The organism is Apolloniradiicaulis salifontis (assembly GCF_053756655.1).
This window is the reverse complement of sequence record NZ_CM132387.1, coordinates 1878915-1896491: the sequence shown is the minus strand read 5'-3', so window position 1 is coordinate 1896491 and position 17577 is coordinate 1878915. Positions and strand designations below refer to the sequence as shown.

The following is a 17577-nucleotide window of genomic DNA, read 5'->3' as shown; positions in this document are numbered from 1 at the left end:
ATCATCTCTAGTCCCTCGGGGGAGCCATGCGTGTAACGGCCGCTCTGGGCGCCATCGGCGCCATGTTTTGTATGTTCACCGCCGCCGCTGCGGCGGCGACGTCTGCAGGCGTCCCGGTGGACGGACAGCTGGGCTTCCAGCAGGCCGCGACGCCGGTCATGGAAATCATTCACAGCTTCCATACCGAGCTTTTGATCATCATCACCGCCATCACCCTGCTGGTGCTGGGCCTTCTGGTCTATGTGATGGTCCGGTTCAACCGCAAGGCCAATCCCACCCCCGGCAAGACCAGCCATAACACGCTGGTGGAGATCGTCTGGACCGCCGCGCCGATCCTGATCCTGGTGATCATCGCGATCCCAAGCTTCCGCCTGCTCTACTTCCAGGACGTGATTCCAGAAGCCGACTTCACGATCAAGACGACCGGAAATCAGTGGAACTGGACCTACGAGTATCCCGATCACGGCGACTTTCAGTACGTGGCCAACATGATCGCCGACGAGGACGTCGCGGGCTGGCCCATGGAGGCGCACCGCAATCTGACGACCGATCTTCCCATGGTGGTTCCGGCCGGCGCCACGGTGCGCATGGAGGTGACCGCCTCGGACGTGATCCACAACTGGGCCATGCCCGCCTTCGGGATCAAGATGGACGCGATTCCTGGCCGCCTGAACGAAACCTGGTTCGTCGTGGACGAGCCCGGCGTGTTCTACGGCCAGTGTTCGGAACTCTGCGGCCTGCGCCATGCGTTCATGCCCATCGAGGTGCACGTGGTGCCCCAGGACGTGTTCGACGCCTGGATCGAAGCCGCCAATGAAGACCCCTACGAGGCGCCCCGTGTTCTCGTGGCCCATTATGACGCGCTGCGCGGCGAAACCCGCGTAGCCTCCGCCCAATAAGGAGTGCGATGATGACGGACGCCAGTGCGACGCACCATCATGACGACCACACGCCCAGCCTGTGGGATTGGAAGCGTTGGGTCTATTCGACCAACCACAAGGACATCGGCACGATGTACCTCATCTTCGCGATCATCGCGGGGGTGATCGGCGGCGCCATGTCCGGCCTGATCCGCTGGGAGCTGGCCGAGCCGGGCTTGCAGGTCTTCAACAACGGATTCTGGGGCAACGAGCATAATTATAACGTGATCACGTCCATGCACGGCCTGATCATGATCTTCTTCATGGTCATGCCCGCCATGATCGGCGGGTTCGGCAACTGGATGGTGCCGCTCATGATCGGCGCGCCGGACATGGCGTTCCCGCGCATGAACAATATCTCGTTCTGGCTTTTGCCCTTCTCCTTCCTGCTGATCCTGATCTCCATGTTCGTGCCGGGCGCCGGCGGGGACAACGGCTTCGGCGGCGGCTGGGTGATGTATCCGCCCCTGTCCACAACCGGCCATAACGGCCCGGCCTTTGATCTGGTGATCTTCGCCCTGCACATCGCCGGCGTCAGCTCGATCCTGGGCGCCATCAACTTCATCACCACGATCTTCAACATGCGCGCGCCGGGCATGACCCTGCACAAGATGCCGCTGTTCGTCTGGTCGATCCTGGTGACGGTGTTCCTGCTTCTCCTGGCCGTGCCGGTTCTGGCGGGCGCGCTCACCATGCTGCTCACCGACCGCAATTTCGGGACGACCTTCTTTGATCCCGCCGGCGGCGGCGACCCGGTGATGTACCAGCACCTGTTCTGGTTCTTCGGTCACCCTGAAGTGTACATCCTGATCCTGCCCGGCTTCGGCATGATCAGTCACATCGTGTCCACCTTCTCCAAAAAGCCGGTGTTTGGTTATCTGGGCATGGCCTACGCCATGGTCGCGATCGGCTTCATCGGCTTCCTGGTGTGGGCGCACCACATGTACACCGTGGGCATGAACGTGAACCTGAAGGCCTATTTCGTGGCCGCGACGATGATCATTGCGGTGCCCACCGGCATCAAGATCTTCTCGTGGATCGCCACGATGTGGGGCGGCTCGATCACCTTCCGCACCCCGATGCTGTGGGCGATCGGCTTCATCTTCCTGTTCACCGTAGGCGGCGTGACCGGCGTGGTGCTCGCCAACGCCGGCGTCGACCAGTCCCTGCACGACACTTATTACGTGGTGGCCCACTTCCACTATGTGCTGAGCCTTGGCGCGGTGTTCTCGATCTTCGCCGGCTTCTACTACTGGTTCGAGAAGATCTTCGGCGTGAAGTACAACTCCATGCTGGCCCGCGTTCAGTTCTGGCTGTTCTTCGTCGGCGCCAATGTGATCTTCTTCCCGCAGCACTTCCTGGGCCTGGCCGGCATGCCGCGCCGGTATGTGGACTATCCCGACGGCTTCGCGTTCTGGAACCTGGTCAGCTCCTACGGGTATCTGATCATGGCGGCGGGCATGGTCGTGTTCTTCGCGCTCCTGATCGAGGCGGCCATGCGCCGTCGCCCGGCGGAAGCCAACCCCTGGGGCGAAGGCGCGACCACGCTGGAGTGGACCCTGTCCTCTCCGCCGCCCTTCCACCAGTTCAACGAGCTGCCGAAAATCAAATAGGCGAGCGTTGATCTAGAGCTTGCAGCAAGGGAACTTCGTGACCCGATCCACTGCAGATCTGAAGCCGGGCGGCGCTGCACACGCAGCGTCGCCCGCGCCTCATGAAACGACCGGCTCGCGCAGCGCGGCCGAGGCGTCCTGGCGCGATTATTTCGACCTGATGAAGCCGCGGGTGATGTCGCTGGTGGTGTTCACGGGGCTCGCCGGCCTTGTGGCCGCCCCGGGCGGGATGAATCCGCTGGCCGCCGCCATCGCGATTTTCGCCATCGCCGTCGGCGCCGGCGCGGCGGGCGCGTTCAACATGGCCTATGACGGCGATATTGACGCGGTGATGAAGCGTACCCGGCGCCGCCCCGTGCCCACCGGGCGCGTGCCGGCGGACGAGGCGTATATCTTTTCCGGGGTGCTGAGCCTGGGCTCGGTGCTGGTGCTGGCGCTGATCACCAACTATGTCGCCGCCGGGCTGCTGGCGTTCTCCATCCTGTTCTACGCCGTGATCTACACGATGTGGCTGAAGCGCTCGACGCCGCAGAACATCGTCATTGGCGGCGCCGCCGGCGCGTTTCCGCCGATGATCGGCTGGGCCGCCGCCACCGGCTCGGTGAGCGTGGACGCGGTGATCCTGTTTGCGATCATCTTTTTGTGGACGCCGCCCCATTCCTGGGCGCTGGCGCTTTACAAGTCGGGCGACTACGCCGCCGCCGCCGTGCCCATGATGCCGGTGGCCAAGGGCGCCAGATCCACCCGCATCCAGATCGTGATGTACACCGTGCTTTATCTGGCCGCGACGGCGGGGCCGGTGATCACCGGGCTTGGCGGTCTGGTCTATGCGCTCGCCGCCGGGTTTGGCGGGCTTTTGTTCGCGATTCTGGCTCTGCGCGTGCTCAATTCGCGCGCCGGCGACGTGCCGAACGCCGAGGATGAGCTTTACGCCGTGCGCGTCGGCGACAAGGCCGCGCGCGACCTGTTCGCCTATTCCATCGCTCACCTGTCGCTGCTTTTCGCCGCACTTCTGGCCGAGCACGGCGCCGGGGCGCATATCGCACTTGGACAGCTGTTTTAAGGAGCGATGATGACTCGCGACACCTTGAGAGACGAGCCGCCCGCCCCCGGCGGAGATCCGCTGCGCGACGACAAGCTGCGCGACGCCCACGGCCGCATCATCGAAACGGTGAAGCTGACGCCGGCCGAAGAAGCCGCCCGCAAGCGCCGCAATATTGCGATCGCCTTCGGGCTGGTGGGCTTTATCGTCCTGATATTCCTGGTCACCGTCGTGCGCATGTCGTCCAATTACAATTCGGGAGCCTGAGATGATCGCTGGCTGGCTGAGCGCGCTGGACCGCAACATGAAGGTCGTCGCGGCCTGCGCCGTGGTGGTGGCCGGCATGGTGGGCATGGCCTACGCTGCGGTGCCGCTTTACGATCTGTTCTGCCGGGTCACCGGCTATGGCGGCACTACGCGGATCGCCCAGTATGATCCGGGCCAGATCCTCGAGCGCGAGATCACCGTGCGCTTTGACGCCTCGGTCAATCGCGACTTTCCCTGGACGTTTGAGCCGCTGCAGCGCGAAATGACCGTGCGCGTGGGCGAGACGGCGCTGGCCTTCTACCGCGCCACCAACACCACCGACCGGCCCGTCACGGGCGTGGCGAGCTATAACGTCACGCCGTTCAAGATGGGGCCGTATTTCTCCAAGCTGGAATGCTTCTGCTTCAACGAGCAGACGCTGCAGCCGGGCGAATCGATGGATATGCCGGTGATCTTCTTCGTTGATCCGTTGATGGACGAGGAAGAGCGGCTGGACGATGTCCGCACCGTCACGCTGTCCTACACCTTCTTCACCGCAGGCGAGGAGGGTGTCTACGACACCGCCCGCGCGCTCCAAGAGAGCGCGCAAGCGTCATAACAGCGCGCGCCTGCCTTCAGGCGCGCATCGCAATTGATGGCCGGTGGCGGCGGGGCTATACACGCCTCCGACCTGGTCAAAACCGAGAAGACTGGCAGGAGACGATTCATGGCCGGCGGCGCCGTCAAACACGACTACCACCTCGTCGAGCCGAGCCCGTGGCCCTTCGTGGCCTCGCTCGGCGCGTTCACCCTGTGCTTCGGGCTCGTGGTGTTCATGAAGGGCCTCGTCTTCGATGAAGCGAGCTGGGCCTATTTCTTCATGGCCAAGGGCGCGCCGTGGATCCTGCTGCTGGGTATCGGGCTGGTGCTCTATGTGATGTTCGGCTGGTGGTCGGACGTCATCAAGGAAAGCCGCCAGGGCGATCACACCCCGGTGGTGGATCTCGGCCTGCGCTACGGCATGATCCTGTTCATCGTCTCCGAAGTGATGTTCTTCGCGGCGTGGTTCTGGGTCTTCTTTGAAATGGCGATCTTCCACGGCGTGCGCGCCGGGCCGGAATGGTACGGGCCGGCCATCGGCGCGGATTTCTCCGGCTGGGCCGACGGCGTGCCGGGGGTGGAGACGTTTGATCCCTTCCACCTGCCGCTGATCAACACGCTGATCCTGCTTCTTTCGGGCACCACAGTGACCTGGGCGCACCACGCGCTGCAGCATGACGACCGCAAGGGCGCCAAGCTGGGCCTCTTGCTCACCGTCATTCTCGGCCTCTGCTTCACCGCGCTGCAGGTCTACGAATACACCCACGCCCATTTCGATTTCGCGGGCAATCTCTACGGCGCGTCCTTCTTCATGGCGACGGGCTTCCATGGCGCCCACGTGGTGATCGGGACGATCTTCCTGGCCGTCTGCCTTTTGCGCCTGCTGGCCGGTCACTGGACCAGCGAGAAGCATTTCGGCTTCGAAGCCGCCGCCTGGTACTGGCACTTCGTGGACGTGGTCTGGCTGTTCCTGTTCGTGTTCGTCTATGTGGCCTTCCAGGGCCTCGGCGCATAACAGGGCGCTCACAGACGCTTTGACCGACACACCAAACCCCGTCTTCGCAGGACTCACCGGGCGCTGCCCGGCTTGCGGAGGCGGGCGTTTGTTTTCCGGCTATCTGACCATCACAGATCACTGCGCCTCCTGCGGCGCTGATTTCACCGGCGAGGATTCCGGCGACGGCCCGGCGGTCTTCATCATGTTCGCGGTGGGCTTTATCGTGATCCCGCTGGTGCTGGTGGTGGAGGTCGCCTACACGCCGCCCATGTGGGTGCACATCGCCCTCTGGTTCCCGCTCTGCGGCCTTCTGATCGCGGCTCTGCTTCGCCCCTTCAAGGGCGTGCTCTTCGCACTGCAATACGCCAACAAGGCCCAGGAGGCCCGGCTGGACGAAGATGATCGTCCACCTGATCCTCCCGCCGGCGGCGACAGCTGAGCCGCGTCCAGCTATCCTCGCTTCAGGAGGACGCCATGGCCGACAACAAGACCCAGCCCACGGACATCACCGCCGAGGCCTTCCTCGACAGCGTGGAGCCCGAGCGCAAGCGCGAGGAGGCGAGGGCGCTGGACGCCCTGTTTCGCCGCGCGACCGGCTGGGCGCCAGTGATGTGGGGACCGTCCATGATCGGCTATGGCCGGTATCACTACAGATACGACAGCGGGCGCGAGGGTGATTTCCTCGCCACCGGGTTCAGCCCGCGCAAGGCGAAGCACTCCGTCTACATCCTGCCGGGCTACGCCGATTACAGCGAGATCCTGTCGCGCCTTGGCAAGCACGCCACGGGCAAGAGCTGCCTCTACGTCAACAAGCTGGCCGATATCGATCTGGACGTGCTCGCCGAATTGATCAAAGCAGGGGTGAGGGACCTCGCCTTGAAGTATGACGTCCAGGCAAGCTGATCTGCGGAGCATCGCCCATGACCAAGACCGTCGTCATTCACACCGACGGGGCGTGTTCGGGCAATCCGGGGCCGGGCGGCTGGGGCGCGATCCTGGAATATGGCGGCAAGGAGAAGGAGCTCTCCGGCGCTGAGGCTGAGACCACCAATAACCGCATGGAGCTCATGGCGGCGATCGTGGCGCTGGAGACCCTGAAGCGGCCCTGCACGGTGCGCCTGGTGACCGATTCCACCTATGTGCGCGACGGCGTCACCAAATGGATCCATGGCTGGAAGAAAAACGGCTGGAAAACCGCTGCGAAAAAGCCGGTGAAGAACGAGGATCTTTGGCGCCGGCTGGACGCAGCCAATGAGCGCCACCACGTCGCCTGGGAGTGGGTGAAGGGCCATGCCGGCCACCCCGAAAACGAGCGCGCCGACGCGCTGGCGCGCGAGGCCATCAACACGCTGAAGGACTGACGCAGGTCAGGCGTGCCCGCTGGCGGCGGTGAGAAATTCCGGCGTCACGCCCAGAAGGCCCAGCGCGCGCGCCCACTTGTCGTCATGGCCGGTGCTGAACAGCAAATCCTCGTCCGCGTCGGCGACCAGCCAGGCGCCCGCCGCGATCTCGTCTTCCAGCTGGCCGGCGTCCCAACCTGAATAGCCCAGCGCCATAAGCGCGCGCCGCGGCGGCGTTTCACTCACCAGGCAGTCGAGGATCTCGCGCGTGGCGGTCAGCGCGGTGCGTTTCTCGATGATCAGGCTGCCCGGCCCGCATCCGGAATCGGGGGTGTGCAGCACGAAACCGCGATCGCGATCCACCGGGCCGCCGTCCAGCACCGGCTCGTCGGCGGCCTTGCCGGCGCCGCCCACCTCCAGCTGATCAAGCAGTTCAGGAAGGTGCAGCCCGTCCATGGGCCGGTTCACGATCAGCCCCATGGCCTGGTCGTCGTCATGGCTGCACATGAACACCACCGCCCGCTCAAAAAGCGGATCGGCGATCAGCGGGCTGGCGATCAGAAGCTTTCCGCCCAGATAGCCGGACTGTGAAACGGGCTGGGTCATGGCCCAAGCTTCAGCCCTTACGCGCGGCCTGTCCAGTACCGCGCGGTCATCACGGCGCCTTGCCGCACGGGGGCGGCGGGTCTAAGTGCAGTCCACCTGTTTTTTGAAAGAAAGGCCCCGCCATGACCATCAAAGTCGGCGACACCCTGCCGGACATCACCTTCATGACCATGACCGCGGACGGCCCCGCCCCGGTTTCCACCGACGACGCGTTCGGCGGCAAGCGCGTGGCGTTGTTCGCCGTGCCCGGCGCGTTCACGCCCACCTGCTCGGCGCGCCACCTGCCCGGTTTCGTGGAAAAGGCCGGCGACCTCAAGGCCAAGGGTGTCGACCGCATCGCCTGCACCTCGGTCAATGACGTCTTCGTCATGGCCGCCTGGTCCAAGGATCAGAACGCCGGCGATCAGGTGATGATGCTGGCTGACGGCAACGCTGATTTCGCCGCCGCGGTGGGTCTTGAAATGGACGGCTCGAAATTCGGCATGGGCAAACGCTCCCAGCGCTACGCCATGGTCGTGAACGATAAAAAGGTCGAGCACCTCTTCATCGAAGACGCCGGCGGGTTTGAAGTCTCCAGCGCCGAGCACATGCTCAGCAAGCTGTAGGACCGCATTCGCGGCGGGCGCGGCGCCTCTCCTTTCCGGCCAGGCCGGGGGAGGGGCCCGCGCTCACCTTCTCCGCCGCCCAGTGCGCCGTTAATAGCATGACGCTCAGGGCGTCATGCTATTCGTCCGCTGGCTTGAAGCGATCCTTGATGCCGGTGCGCACGGCGGTGGCGGCGTCTTCCGGTTTCAGGGCGCGTGAAAACCGCCAGCCCTGACCAAAATCACAGCCCAGATCGGTGCACATGGCCGCGGCGGTTTCCGTCTCCACGCCCTCGGCCACGACGGTCATGGAATAGCTTCGAGCAATGGTGACGACGCTTTTCACGATGGCGCGCGCCGCCGCGTCGGCCAGCGCCGCGCGTACGAAATACTGATCGATCTTCACCGTGTCGAACGGGAAGCGGTCCAGGCGCGACAGCGACGAATACCCGGTTCCAAAATCATCAAGCGCCAGCGAGACTCCAGCCGCGCGGATAGCCTTCATGGCGATCTCGGCGGCGTCGGGATCGCGCATCACCTCGCTCTCGCTCAGCTCCAGCTTGAAGCGGCGGGGCGGCAGGCCGGTCTCCTCCAGCATGGCCAGCAGGGTGTCGGCGAAGCCCGGCGTGCAGATCTCGCCTGCGGTGGCGTTGGCCGCCATGAAAAGCGGCTCGGCGACGCCCAGACCGGCCAGGCGTGCGCCTTCGCGCCATGCGGCGGCGTCGCCGGCGGCGGCCCGGCGCACCGCCCGGCCGAGCGTCGCTGTGAGGCCTTTTTCTGCGGCCAGCGGCAGAAAATCGTCCGGCGCAGTGATTTCCCCGTCCGGACGGACCCAGCGCGCCAGCGCCTCGAACCCGGCCAGGCGCCGGGTGGAGAGCGAGACGATGGGCTGGTGGTAGGCGACCACGTCGCCGGCGCTCAGCGCGTCTTCCAGAGCGGCTTCAAGATCCATGCGCGCCCGCCCGCCGGTGGGCCCGGCGCCCGCCGGGATCAGCAGGCCGCGCCACACGCCGGCCTCGCCCGATCCAACAAGCCGGGCATAGCGCACCTGGCCGTCGGTCCCGATCAGGCGCAGGCGCGCGTCCAGGTCAGACGCCGTGGACAGCGCGTCCAGCAGGGCGCGGTCCCCAGGCGCTGCGGCGGCTTTCAGCGCGTCGAGATCGGCGCAGGCTTCAGGCAGATGCAGGCGCGACGGATCCCCGGCGAGGGTGAGCGCATCACTTGCAGGATCATAGGACAGGGCGAGGGCGCCGGCGGCGCCGGCCGCGGCGGTGAACAGGGAGCCCGTCATCTCAACGGATCGGATCGTCGCGCAGGATCGCGAATTTGAGATGGTCGCGCCAGCGCCCGTTGATCTTGAGATAGCGCCGCGCCATGCCTTCCGGGGTGAAGCCGGTGGCGAGCAGAAGCTGGCGCGACGGCTCGTTGTCCAGGCGCGTGGCGGCCTCCACCCGGTTCAGGCGAAGCGGTCCGAAACCAAAGGCCAGCACCCGGCGCAGGGCGGCCCGCGCGTGGCCCTTGCGCACATAGGGCGCGCCGATCCAGTAGCCGATATCGGCCGCCTGCAGCACGCCGCGGCGCACATTGTTCAGATTGCACGCGCCCACCAGCACGTCGTCGCTGGCCCGGAACACAAAAAAGGGATAGCCCGATCCGCTCTCCACATCGCTTTGATAGCGGCGCAGCCGGCGCTTGAACGCCGAGCGCGTCAGCTCATCCTCGGCCCAGCTGGGTTCGAAGGGCTCGGTATGGGCGCGGCTGGCGTAACGCAGCTTCGCCCAGACGTCATAATCGTCCAGGCACGGGTGACGCAGGCGAATCCCTTCGCCCCACAGCACCTGATCCTGTGTGTCTTCGCGCCACAGCGCCATGGGCCCGCCTAGCCTCCAGCAGTAAATTCGCCCGTCTAATAGACGGCGGCCCGGCCTGTGAGGCAAGGGCTCAAGGCAGGATTGGTTAAGGGCGATTGAGCGTCAGCCGGCCTGCGCGCGCATGGAACGCCAGGTAGACCGCGATCAGCGCCAGCGCCATGGCGAACCAGGTGATGGCGTAGGCCAGATGACGCTCCGGCGGGGTCTGGGTCAGGTAGGCGGGCGCCGCGCCGGTGTCGCGGGCGAGCCACCAGTCGGACGACAGCGCGCCCGGCGCCAGGCCGATCGCCTCGCCCATGGCCTGCGGCGCGTAGGCGTAAAATCCGTCAGAGCCGCTTTGCGGCGTGAAGACGCCTTGGCCCAGGGGCCGCTCAAAGCGCAGCGTATTGACCGCCGCCGCGCTGGCGGGAAGGCCCGAGGCGCCCGAACGCGCGGTGTCCAGCGGTTCAAACCGGATCTCGGCCAGGACCACCACGCCCGGCGCGCAGTCCGGCGCTGGAACCGGTGCGAAGATCCGCCAGCCCGGCCCGCCTTCAGGCCCGATCCCGTAGACGCGCAAGCGCCCTTCGCCGGATATCGAGCCCGCCGGATCAAAGGCGCGCCCCGGCGAGGCGGCGCCTTCGCACAGCCCCTGGCGCAGGGTCACCGGCTCGGCCTCGCTCACCGCCTCGAAGTCAGCCAGCAGGTCCTGCTTCCAGGCGCGCCGGTCCAGCTGCCAGCTTCCCAGCCAGAAAAGCAGGACTAGAGCGGCGAGGGTGAACACGGTGAGGATGGGAAACGGGCGAAAGGTCATGGGCGCGATATAGGGCGTGCGCCGCGCCCCTGTCACCTGTGCGGCGCCGAAGTGTCGCGGCCGGCGTGAAGCCTTGGGCGCGCGGCTAAATGGCGTCAGGGTTTGAAGCGCCAGACCTTGGCCAGCGCCACATCCTTGTCTTCCAGCTCGCGGCCGGCCTCGGCGTCAAATCGGGCGACGATCTCCAGCCGGTCACGGGGCAGAAAATGGCGGCCCGGATCGCCGATCAGCACCGTCGCGCCGCGTTTGGCCAGACCGTGCAGCCAATGGGCGATGCTCGATCCTGAGCCCGCCTCGTAGAAGACGTCCCCGGCCAGAACCAGATCCCAGCCGCGATCCTCGCCGACGAGATCGGCCTCGATGACCTCCATGACCACGTCATTGAGCGCCGCATTGGTCCGGGCCGCCGCCACCGCGAAGGAGTCGATCTCGGTTCCCAGCACATGGGCGGCGCCGGATCTGGCCGCCGCGATGCCGGCCACCGCGCAACCACATGCGAAATCAAGCACCTGTTTGCCTTGCGAGATTTCGGGGTGATCCAGCACATGGCGCCCCAGCGCCTGCCCGCCGCCCCAGGCGAAGGCCCAGAAAGGCGGCGGCAGGCCTTTTTCGCCCAGCGCCTCCTCGCTCTCCTCCCACACATCGTACGCGTCGTCGGCCAGATGAAAGCGCAATTCGGGAACCAGCGGCGTCGACCCGATACGTGTATGCGCGGCGATGAAGCGGGCGGGATCAAGGATCATGGACGGGCCTTAGACCCCGCCGGTGTGGCGGGCTAGTATGAAACGCACGGGCAAGGAGACCGCGATGGCTGAAGGCGTTCTTTACACCGAGCATGTGCTCGCCGTTCCCGATCTGGACGCCGCCGTGCGCTGGTGGCGCGAGGCGATGGGGTTCCAGGTGACGTTCGAGATTCCCGGCTGGACGTTTCTCGCCTGGGGCGGATGCCGGCTCAGGCTGGGGGAATGCCCGGACGCGCCGGCGGTCGAGACGCTCGGCGACCACCAGTATTTCGCTGTCCTGCACGTGGACGATGTCGACGCGCTCCACGGGCGGCTCATCCGGGCGGGCGCCCTGATCCGCAAGGCCCCGGTGGACGAGCCCTGGGGCTTGCGTGAGATGGCCGTCCAGACGCCGGACGGCCATCGCATCATGATTGTTCAGGCGCTTTAGGCCGCGCCGGCCTTCGACGCCGCTTCGATCTCGTGCAGGCGCCCGGTGTCGACATCGTACATGAAGCCGTAGATCGGGATGTTCGCGGGCACCAGCGGATGGGCGCGGATCGTGCGGACATCCTCGATCACCGCCTCGGCGGCGTCCTTGAAGGTGAGCCAGTCCACGTCCGCGCCTTTGGGCGAGCCGTCCTCACCACCCGGATCGGTCCAGCCGTCGGGGCCCAGGCTCGCGGTCTTCAGGCTGGAGGCCAGAAGCCGTTCCATGGTGGACTGATCAAATAGCGCCATGCCGCAATCGGTGTGGTGGATCACGAAGAATTCCCTGGTGCCCAGAAGCTTGTAGGAGATCACCAGCGAGCGGATCGCATCATCGCTGGCCCGGCCGCCGGCGTTGCGGATCACATGCACGTCGCCCAGATCATAGCCCAGCGCCTCGGCCGGCATGATGCGCGCATCCATGCAGGTCAGCACAGCCGCCTGCTTGGCCGGCGGGATCGGCTTGCCGCCCTTGTCAAAGGACTGGGCGTAGCGCGCGTTGGCGTCCACGGCGTGGCGGTGATTGTCGATCATGGTCGGGTCCTGACTTTAGGCTTCACTGGGGTGCGGGACGAAGGCGAGCGCGACGCCGTTATTGCACCAGCGCTCACCGGTGGGACGCGGCCCGTCTTCAAAGACATGGCCCTGATGGCCTTTGCAGCGCGTGCAATGGTATTCGGTGCGCGGCGTCCAGATCCGGTAATCGGTCTTGGTCTCCATGGCGCCTTCCAGCGGCGCCCAGAAGCTGGGCCAGCCGGTGCCGCTCTCAAATTTGGTGCGCGAAGAAAACAGGGGCAGGGCGCAGCCTGCGCAGACGAAAATCCCGCGCCGGCTTTCCTGGTTCAGCGGGCTGGTTCCGGGGCGCTCCGTGCCTTCCTGGCGCAAGACGCGGAATTCCTCGCGGTTCAGCCGCTCGCGCCACCAGTCTTCACTTTGCGCTTCAAAGTCGATGTCGGCCTCGCCCAGGGGCGTGATGCGCGGATCGTCGAATAAATCCGCGTCCACGGCGGTCGCCGGAGCGTCCTGGCCGCCTTCGGCCCCCCGCGCGTCGGTGCGCACGCCGCAGGCGGCGAGCGCCGTAGTGGCGAACAGGAACAGGCGTCGATCAAAGTGTAACATGGCGAACCTCGTAAAATCGCTCCTGTGATAACGTATGGGCTTTGGGGCGGTTCTCCAGTCACGAGGTGGTGATGGCCGCTTCTGAAGGGCGCCGCTTCGGCCCGAACACAAAAAAAGGCGGGCTCGTGGAGCCCGCCTTTGGGTGTCGGACCGGTGAAGACCGGGCCTAATTCTTCGACATGAAGGGATCGCCGCCCGAAGCCGCCTTGGGGGGCTCGGCCTTGGCCGCGCTGGGCGGAGCCGCAGGCGCCGCAGGCGCCGGGGCGGGCCTGGGCGCTTCGGTGCGGGTTTCGGCGCGCGTTTCGGTCTTCGGCGCCGGCTTGGCGTCGCTCAGCGGATCGGAGGAGCGCTTGCAGTGGCCGTCGAAATAGGCGCCGCTTTCGATGGAGAGCGTGGCGTGGATGACGTCGCCTTCAACGCGGGCCGTGGAGGCGAGCTGCACCTGGCGGGCACGCACCGAACCCTCGACGCGGCCGCGGATTACAACGGTTTCGCAGACGATCTCACCCTTCACCGTGGCTTCTTCGCCCACGGTAAGCGAGCCGGCGCGCACATCACCCTCGACGACGCCGTCCAGCTGAACTTCACCGTCAGACAGGATGGAGCCGGTGACGGTCAGGTCGGCGCTGAGAATGGAGGGGGCTTTGGATTTCATGGCAGACCTCTTCGACGGGGCGGGAGCGTGCGCCGAAGCGTCGGCGGCGGCGGCGGGGGTGTCTTTTTTAGTGAACATAGCGTCCAGCTCTGATGAAGCTTTCAGGATCGATATGGTCCCCTTGGAACCACACCTCGTAGTGCAAATGCGTCGCTGTCGATCGCCCGGTCGAGCCCATCCCGCCTATGCGGTGGCCCAACTCGACCATGTCGCCACGCCTTACATCTACCGAATGAAGATGACCGAACCGTGTCCGGAAGCCGTAACCGTGGTCGATTTCCACAGTCCGTCCATAGCCCGCGCGCCAGCCTGCGTACACCACGCGGCCTGCTGCGGGCGCGATGATCGGTGCATTGCGATAGGCGCCGAAATCCATGCCGGCATGCATGGCCAGGCGCCGCGTGAACGGGTCGATGCGCGTGCCATAGGGCGATGTTTCGCGGTAATCCCCGCTCACCGGCACGCCCAGAGGCGCGGCCAGAAGCAGCTGCTGCAGCTGATCCGTCTCGGCCAGGCGCGATGCGATGCGGGCGATGCGGGCGTTGAACGGATCTTCAAGGTTCAGGCCCTGTGAAAACAACGGCGCCTGGTCCAGGGCGATCAGCGGACCCCCGGTGCCGCCGTCGCCGTCCAGAGGGCCGTCTTCCATGGCTTCGTCCACGCGCATGCCGGTCAGGCGCAGCACGGCGCGCAGATTCTCCAGCCGGCGCTGGGCGCCGTCCTCGGCCTGGGCCAGGGCGGCGTCCTGATCGGACAGCATCGCCGCGACGCGGTCTTCGGCGAGGCCGTCGGCGGAGCGCGTGGCGGAGATCTCCATCAGCGCGCTGCGCGGATCGGGATCGGAGGGCGAGGCCGCCATGAGAATGCGGCCTTCGTCCACCGACGGGCTTTCCAGGTCCCGGCTGATGGACAGATCGTCAGCGAAATCGAGCAGGCGGCGCAGCGTGTCGTGGCGCAGCTGAAACTCGCCGGCGGTGCGGTCGAACGCATTGGTGCGCGATTCCACATAGGCGATGGCGGCGGCTTCGGAGGCGCGCGCCTCCTCAAGTTCTTCCTGATAGCGTTCGGCCTCTGCGACCATGCGGTCGCGCAAGCGGTCCTTGGCGCTGTCATTGAGGATCATGTTGACCGAGGTGAGCGCCAGCCACACCGCGAGCACGCAAACGCCGCCGACGACAGCGAGCTGCATCTCCGTGGTGACGGCGAAATACCGCACCTGGCCTTCCGTGCGATGATAGATCTGGCGCGTTGGAAAACGCGCCTTGATCTGCTCCCACGGACCCGCAAGAAGTCGTTTGACCATCTGGACCGTCAGCCTTGCTATTCGCCCCTCTGGGCGGAAAGTGGCACGAAAGCGCGATGATGTTCAACACGCGAGTGAACCAGCGTGAACCCCGCGCGTTTCCAAGGGGTTTACGGATTGGCTGAACCGCGCCGCTGAATCGGCCAAGCTGTCCACCGTGGCGTGCGTTGCAAGCCGTACGCCAAGACGCATGGTCTGAAATACCCCCAATCGGCCCAAGGGTTTGCCGGTTGCAACCCGATCCGAGCGCCCGGCGGGAGAAGCGGCGCGAAACGCCCCGAAGCGGCGCGAAGCGCCTCTGGGGCCGCGACGATTTCGCCTGCGAAAAGTCGCACCAGCCTGTTCTTTTCCGCCGCTCGCGGGGCATGTACACACAGCCCACGCGCTTTTATGACCGCCGAAGCGCACTCACGCGCACGCCGGGAGGCCGCCATGACCCAGATTGATCCGCAGGACGAGGCCGCCGGGTCCGCCGGGGCGAACAAACCCGGCGAGGCTGGCGTTGAACCCGCGCGCAGCCCGGTGACGCCGCTGCGCCTCGTGCTGTGGTCGCTGCCTTTCCTGGCGTCACTGCTGGTGCTGGCGGCCACGTTCGCGCTGAACTGGGAGCCCTGGTTCGGCTACGCCAGCGTCATCGCCGGCGCGCTGGGCTCGCTCATGGTCGCGGGCGAGGCGCTGGGCGCCAAGGGCGGCTAGCTGTCTTAGCCAACCAGGTGGCTCACACCCGGCCAGGGTTCATCGTCACCAGCGACCAGACATGGCCGTAAGGGTCGCGCACCTTGCCGTGCCGGCCGAAAAATTCCTCGGTCACCGCGCGGATCGGCGTGCAGCCGGCCGCCACCGCGCGGTCAAACCAGGCGTTCGCGTCATCCACATTGAGATTGAGGGTGCAGGTCGTGCGCCCGCCAAGGGTCGACGGTGCGACATTGCCGGTCATCGCTTCATGCTCGGCGAACTCGTCGGCGAGATAGACCGCCCCGCCATTGAGCGTCAGCGCCGCATGGCCCAGCTTGCCTTCGTGCTCATAGATGTCGCCGCGCTCCGCGCCGAAGGCCTTTTCATAAAACGCGACGGCGTCCAGGCCGCCGCGGACGCAGAGGTAGGGAACCACAGGGCTCGGGCGGGGGACGTCCGCCGGGCTTTCCTTCGCCGGTTCGTCATGCGACTCCATACGGCTCTCCTTTCGCCGTCTCACGCTTTCGTGGAGCTTGCGCCGACATGAGCCTGTTTGAAAGCGCCGGTCTTGAAAGCCCCGGTCTTGAAAGCGACCCGCCGCGGCCCCTGGCCGACCGGCTGCGTCCGCAAACGCTTGATGACGTGGTGGGCCAGGATCACATCCTCGGCCCCGAAGCGCCGCTGGGCCGGATGCTGGCGAAGAACCGGCTCTCCTCCATCATCCTGTGGGGGCCGCCGGGCGTGGGCAAGACCACCATCGCGCGGCTTCTCTCCGAGGCGTCGGGGCTGGAGTTCGACGCCATCAGCGCGGTGTTCTCCGGCGTCGCCGATCTGAAGAAGGCGTTCGAGCGCGCCCGCCATCGCCGCACCACGGGCAAGGGGACCTTATTGTTCGTGGACGAGATCCACCGCTTCAACCGCGCCCAGCAGGACGGCTTCCTGCCGGTGGTGGAGGAGGGGGTGGTGACCCTCATCGGCGCCACCACCGAAAATCCGAGCTTTGAGCTGAACGCCGCGCTTCTTTCGCGTTGTCAGGTCATGGTGCTCAAACGCCTCGACGCCGAAGCGCTGGAGAAGCTGCTGGCGCGCGCCGAACGGCTGGAGGGCCGCGATCTGCCGCTCACCCCGGATGCGCGCGAGGGCCTGGTGGCCATGGCGGACGGGGACGGGCGCTACATGCTCAACCTGGCTGAAGAGGTGTTCAATCTGGAGCCGGAAACGCCGCTGGCCCTGGCCGATCTCGCCGGGGTGCTGCAGCGCCGCGCGCCCGCCTACGACAAGGACCGCGACGAGCACTACAATCTCATCAGCGCGCTGCACAAGAGCGTGCGCGGCTCGGACCCCGACGCGGCGCTCTACTGGCTGGCGCGCATGCTCAACGCCGGCGAGGACCCGCTCTATCTCGCCCGGCGCATCGTGCGCATGGCCAATGAGGATATCGGCCTGGCCGATCCCGGCGCCGTGCACGCCGCGCTGGCGGCCAAGGACGTCTATGACTTTCTGGGCAGTCCCGAAGGCGATCTGGCGCTGGCCCAGGCGGTGATCCACCTGGCCTGCGCGCCCAAATCCAACGCCGTCTACAAAGCCTGGAAGGGCGCGCTGAAAACCGCCAAGGCGACGGGGTCCATGAGCCCGCCCAAGCACATCCTGAACGCCCCGACCAAGCTCATGAAGTCCGAAGGCTACGGCTCGGGCTACGAATACGATCACGACGCCGCAGGAGGCGTCTCCGGCCAGGACTATTTCCCCGACGAGATGAGCGAACGCCCGGTCTTCTATGAACCCAAGGACGGCGGCCGCGAAGCCCAGCTGAAAGAACGCCTGGAGCGCTGGCGCGCTCTGAGGAAAGAGCGGCGGGGCGGTTAGCGTTTCAGGCGCCACCCGGTCCCCGGTTCGATCCCCGGCTTCACGCCGGGGGCGAGACCGGGGCCTACTGGGTTCCCAAAATCCAGCGCTCCGCCAACGCCGCCGCTTGCTTGGCGTTTCATCGCCCAGACGCCAT

23 protein-coding genes are annotated in these 17577 nt (G+C 66.0%); 13 read left to right on the top strand and 10 right to left on the bottom strand.

The window, feature by feature from the left end; genetic code table 11:
• Window positions 1-26: 26 nt before the first annotated feature.
• The 9 genes from coxB to rnhA all read left to right on the top strand — a co-directional run bounded on the left by coxB (window position 27) and on the right by rnhA (window position 6779).
• The gene (coxB, locus tag ACWCOP_RS09195) at window positions 27-899 is read left to right on the top strand and encodes a cytochrome c oxidase subunit II (protein WP_478247986.1); all 873 of its coding nucleotides are present in this window, start codon (window positions 27-29) and stop codon (window positions 897-899) included.
• Between the two features lie 11 nt (window positions 900-910).
• Entirely contained in the window at window positions 911-2533 is a 1623-nt protein-coding gene (ctaD, locus tag ACWCOP_RS09190) for a cytochrome c oxidase subunit I (RefSeq protein WP_478247985.1), read from the top strand.
• A 37-nt stretch (window positions 2534-2570) separates the two neighbouring features.
• On the top strand, window positions 2571-3596 hold the full coding sequence (locus ACWCOP_RS09185) for a heme o synthase (RefSeq protein ID WP_478247984.1): 1026 nt from the start codon (window positions 2571-2573) through the stop codon (window positions 3594-3596).
• Window positions 3597-3605: 9 nt separating this feature from the next.
• Window positions 3606-3842, top strand: a complete 237-nt coding sequence (locus ACWCOP_RS09180) for a hypothetical protein (RefSeq protein WP_478247983.1) — start codon at window positions 3606-3608, stop codon at window positions 3840-3842.
• A 1-nt stretch (window position 3843) separates the two neighbouring features.
• Window positions 3844-4440: a cytochrome c oxidase assembly protein gene (locus tag ACWCOP_RS09175; RefSeq protein ID WP_478247982.1), complete on the top strand. Its 597-nt coding sequence runs from the start codon at window positions 3844-3846 to the stop codon at window positions 4438-4440.
• Window positions 4441-4548: 108 nt separating this feature from the next.
• Window positions 4549-5436, top strand: a complete 888-nt coding sequence (locus ACWCOP_RS09170; protein WP_478247981.1) for a cytochrome c oxidase subunit 3 — start codon at window positions 4549-4551, stop codon at window positions 5434-5436.
• 19 nt (window positions 5437-5455) lie between these two features.
• Window positions 5456-5857 carry a DUF983 domain-containing protein gene (locus ACWCOP_RS09165; protein ID WP_478247980.1) on the top strand — a complete coding sequence of 134 codons (402 nt, stop codon included), beginning with the start codon at window positions 5456-5458 and terminating at the stop codon, window positions 5855-5857.
• A gap of 35 nt (window positions 5858-5892) precedes the next feature.
• Window positions 5893-6321 (top strand): DUF1801 domain-containing protein, encoded by a 429-nt coding sequence (locus ACWCOP_RS09160; RefSeq protein WP_478247979.1) that lies wholly within the window; start codon window positions 5893-5895, stop codon window positions 6319-6321.
• Between the two features lie 17 nt (window positions 6322-6338).
• On the top strand, window positions 6339-6779 hold the full coding sequence (rnhA, locus tag ACWCOP_RS09155) for a ribonuclease HI (protein ID WP_478247978.1): 441 nt from the start codon (window positions 6339-6341) through the stop codon (window positions 6777-6779).
• Between the two features lie 6 nt (window positions 6780-6785).
• Here the strand turns inward: rnhA and ACWCOP_RS09150 are convergent, their stop codons facing one another.
• Window positions 6786-7364 (bottom strand): YqgE/AlgH family protein, encoded by a 579-nt coding sequence (locus ACWCOP_RS09150; RefSeq protein WP_478247977.1) that lies wholly within the window; start codon window positions 7362-7364, stop codon window positions 6786-6788.
• A 122-nt stretch (window positions 7365-7486) separates the two neighbouring features.
• Between ACWCOP_RS09150 and ACWCOP_RS09145 the strand changes: the two genes are divergently transcribed.
• A complete protein-coding gene (locus tag ACWCOP_RS09145) occupies window positions 7487-7969 on the top strand; it encodes a redoxin family protein (RefSeq protein WP_478247976.1) in 483 nt (160 codons plus the stop codon).
• A gap of 118 nt (window positions 7970-8087) precedes the next feature.
• Here the strand turns inward: ACWCOP_RS09145 and ACWCOP_RS09140 are convergent, their stop codons facing one another.
• The 4 genes from ACWCOP_RS09140 to ACWCOP_RS09125 form a co-directional block, all read right to left on the bottom strand.
• Window positions 8088-9239 carry an EAL domain-containing protein gene (locus ACWCOP_RS09140; protein ID WP_478247975.1) on the bottom strand — a complete coding sequence of 384 codons (1152 nt, stop codon included), beginning with the start codon at window positions 9237-9239 and terminating at the stop codon, window positions 8088-8090.
• A 1-nt stretch (window position 9240) separates the two neighbouring features.
• Complete coding sequence (locus ACWCOP_RS09135; RefSeq protein ID WP_478247974.1) at window positions 9241-9819, bottom strand: GNAT family N-acetyltransferase; 579 nt, start codon at window positions 9817-9819, stop codon at window positions 9241-9243.
• Between the two features lie 85 nt (window positions 9820-9904).
• Window positions 9905-10612 (bottom strand): SURF1 family protein, encoded by a 708-nt coding sequence (locus ACWCOP_RS09130; protein ID WP_478247973.1) that lies wholly within the window; start codon window positions 10610-10612, stop codon window positions 9905-9907.
• Window positions 10613-10707: 95 nt separating this feature from the next.
• Window positions 10708-11352, bottom strand: coding sequence for a class I SAM-dependent methyltransferase (locus tag ACWCOP_RS09125; RefSeq protein ID WP_478250673.1), 645 nt, complete (start codon window positions 11350-11352; stop codon window positions 10708-10710).
• A gap of 40 nt (window positions 11353-11392) precedes the next feature.
• On the opposite strand from ACWCOP_RS09125, the gene ACWCOP_RS09120 reads away from it, so the two are divergent.
• Window positions 11393-11785: a VOC family protein gene (locus ACWCOP_RS09120; protein ID WP_478247972.1), complete on the top strand. Its 393-nt coding sequence runs from the start codon at window positions 11393-11395 to the stop codon at window positions 11783-11785.
• Here ACWCOP_RS09120 and ACWCOP_RS09115 read toward each other — a convergent pair.
• From ACWCOP_RS09115 to ACWCOP_RS09100, 4 genes are all read right to left on the bottom strand, one after another.
• On the bottom strand, window positions 11782-12357 hold the full coding sequence (locus ACWCOP_RS09115; RefSeq protein ID WP_478247971.1) for a beta-class carbonic anhydrase: 576 nt from the start codon (window positions 12355-12357) through the stop codon (window positions 11782-11784). The two genes, ACWCOP_RS09120 and ACWCOP_RS09115, sit on opposite strands and share 4 nt — an antisense overlap.
• A gap of 15 nt (window positions 12358-12372) precedes the next feature.
• Complete coding sequence (msrB, locus tag ACWCOP_RS09110) at window positions 12373-12942, bottom strand: peptide-methionine (R)-S-oxide reductase MsrB (RefSeq protein ID WP_478247970.1); 570 nt, start codon at window positions 12940-12942, stop codon at window positions 12373-12375.
• A 166-nt stretch (window positions 12943-13108) separates the two neighbouring features.
• Window positions 13109-13597: a bactofilin family protein gene (locus ACWCOP_RS09105; protein ID WP_478247969.1), complete on the bottom strand. Its 489-nt coding sequence runs from the start codon at window positions 13595-13597 to the stop codon at window positions 13109-13111.
• Window positions 13598-13664: 67 nt separating this feature from the next.
• Window positions 13665-14900, bottom strand: coding sequence for a M23 family metallopeptidase (locus ACWCOP_RS09100; protein ID WP_478247968.1), 1236 nt, complete (start codon window positions 14898-14900; stop codon window positions 13665-13667).
• 432 nt (window positions 14901-15332) lie between these two features.
• Here ACWCOP_RS09100 and ACWCOP_RS09095 point away from each other — a divergent pair, with 432 nt between their 5' ends.
• Entirely contained in the window at window positions 15333-15596 is a 264-nt protein-coding gene (locus ACWCOP_RS09095) for a hypothetical protein (RefSeq protein ID WP_478247967.1), read from the top strand.
• A 22-nt stretch (window positions 15597-15618) separates the two neighbouring features.
• Here ACWCOP_RS09095 and ACWCOP_RS09090 read toward each other — a convergent pair whose 3' ends face one another.
• Window positions 15619-16071, bottom strand: a complete 453-nt coding sequence (locus ACWCOP_RS09090; protein WP_478247966.1) for a VOC family protein — start codon at window positions 16069-16071, stop codon at window positions 15619-15621.
• 47 nt (window positions 16072-16118) lie between these two features.
• Here ACWCOP_RS09090 and ACWCOP_RS09085 point away from each other — a divergent pair, with 47 nt between their 5' ends.
• Complete coding sequence (locus tag ACWCOP_RS09085) at window positions 16119-17441, top strand: replication-associated recombination protein A (protein WP_478247965.1); 1323 nt, start codon at window positions 16119-16121, stop codon at window positions 17439-17441.
• Window positions 17442-17577 lie beyond the last annotated feature (136 nt).

Excerpts from the sequence above, each read along its gene's own strand:
- ACWCOP_RS09180 (WP_478247983.1), top strand. The coding sequence starts at position 3,606 with ATGACTCGCGACACCTTGAGAGACGAGCCGCCCGCCCCCGGCGGAGAT.
- ACWCOP_RS09145 (WP_478247976.1), top strand. The coding sequence starts at position 7,487 with ATGACCATCAAAGTCGGCGACACCCTGCCGGACATCACCTTCATGACC.
- ACWCOP_RS09085 (WP_478247965.1), top strand. The coding sequence starts at position 16,119 with ATGAGCCTGTTTGAAAGCGCCGGTCTTGAAAGCCCCGGTCTTGAAAGC.
- ACWCOP_RS09170 (WP_478247981.1), top strand. The coding sequence starts at position 4,549 with ATGGCCGGCGGCGCCGTCAAACACGACTACCACCTCGTCGAGCCGAGC.
- rnhA (WP_478247978.1), top strand. The coding sequence starts at position 6,339 with ATGACCAAGACCGTCGTCATTCACACCGACGGGGCGTGTTCGGGCAAT.
- ACWCOP_RS09140 (WP_478247975.1), bottom strand. The coding sequence starts at position 9,239 with ATGACGGGCTCCCTGTTCACCGCCGCGGCCGGCGCCGCCGGCGCCCTC.
- ACWCOP_RS09100 (WP_478247968.1), bottom strand. The coding sequence starts at position 14,900 with ATGGTCAAACGACTTCTTGCGGGTCCGTGGGAGCAGATCAAGGCGCGT.
- ACWCOP_RS09120 (WP_478247972.1), top strand. The coding sequence starts at position 11,393 with ATGAAACGCACGGGCAAGGAGACCGCGATGGCTGAAGGCGTTCTTTAC.
- ACWCOP_RS09090 (WP_478247966.1), bottom strand. The coding sequence starts at position 16,071 with ATGGAGTCGCATGACGAACCGGCGAAGGAAAGCCCGGCGGACGTCCCC.
- coxB (WP_478247986.1), top strand. The coding sequence starts at position 27 with ATGCGTGTAACGGCCGCTCTGGGCGCCATCGGCGCCATGTTTTGTATG.
- ACWCOP_RS09150 (WP_478247977.1), bottom strand. The coding sequence starts at position 7,364 with ATGACCCAGCCCGTTTCACAGTCCGGCTATCTGGGCGGAAAGCTTCTG.
- ACWCOP_RS09160 (WP_478247979.1), top strand. The coding sequence starts at position 5,893 with ATGGCCGACAACAAGACCCAGCCCACGGACATCACCGCCGAGGCCTTC.
- ACWCOP_RS09105 (WP_478247969.1), bottom strand. The coding sequence starts at position 13,597 with ATGAAATCCAAAGCCCCCTCCATTCTCAGCGCCGACCTGACCGTCACC.
- ACWCOP_RS09175 (WP_478247982.1), top strand. The coding sequence starts at position 3,844 with ATGATCGCTGGCTGGCTGAGCGCGCTGGACCGCAACATGAAGGTCGTC.
- msrB (WP_478247970.1), bottom strand. The coding sequence starts at position 12,942 with ATGTTACACTTTGATCGACGCCTGTTCCTGTTCGCCACTACGGCGCTC.
- ACWCOP_RS09115 (WP_478247971.1), bottom strand. The coding sequence starts at position 12,357 with ATGATCGACAATCACCGCCACGCCGTGGACGCCAACGCGCGCTACGCC.
- ACWCOP_RS09135 (WP_478247974.1), bottom strand. The coding sequence starts at position 9,819 with ATGGCGCTGTGGCGCGAAGACACACAGGATCAGGTGCTGTGGGGCGAA.
- ACWCOP_RS09095 (WP_478247967.1), top strand. The coding sequence starts at position 15,333 with ATGACCCAGATTGATCCGCAGGACGAGGCCGCCGGGTCCGCCGGGGCG.
- ACWCOP_RS09130 (WP_478247973.1), bottom strand. The coding sequence starts at position 10,612 with ATGACCTTTCGCCCGTTTCCCATCCTCACCGTGTTCACCCTCGCCGCT.
- ctaD (WP_478247985.1), top strand. The coding sequence starts at position 911 with ATGACGGACGCCAGTGCGACGCACCATCATGACGACCACACGCCCAGC.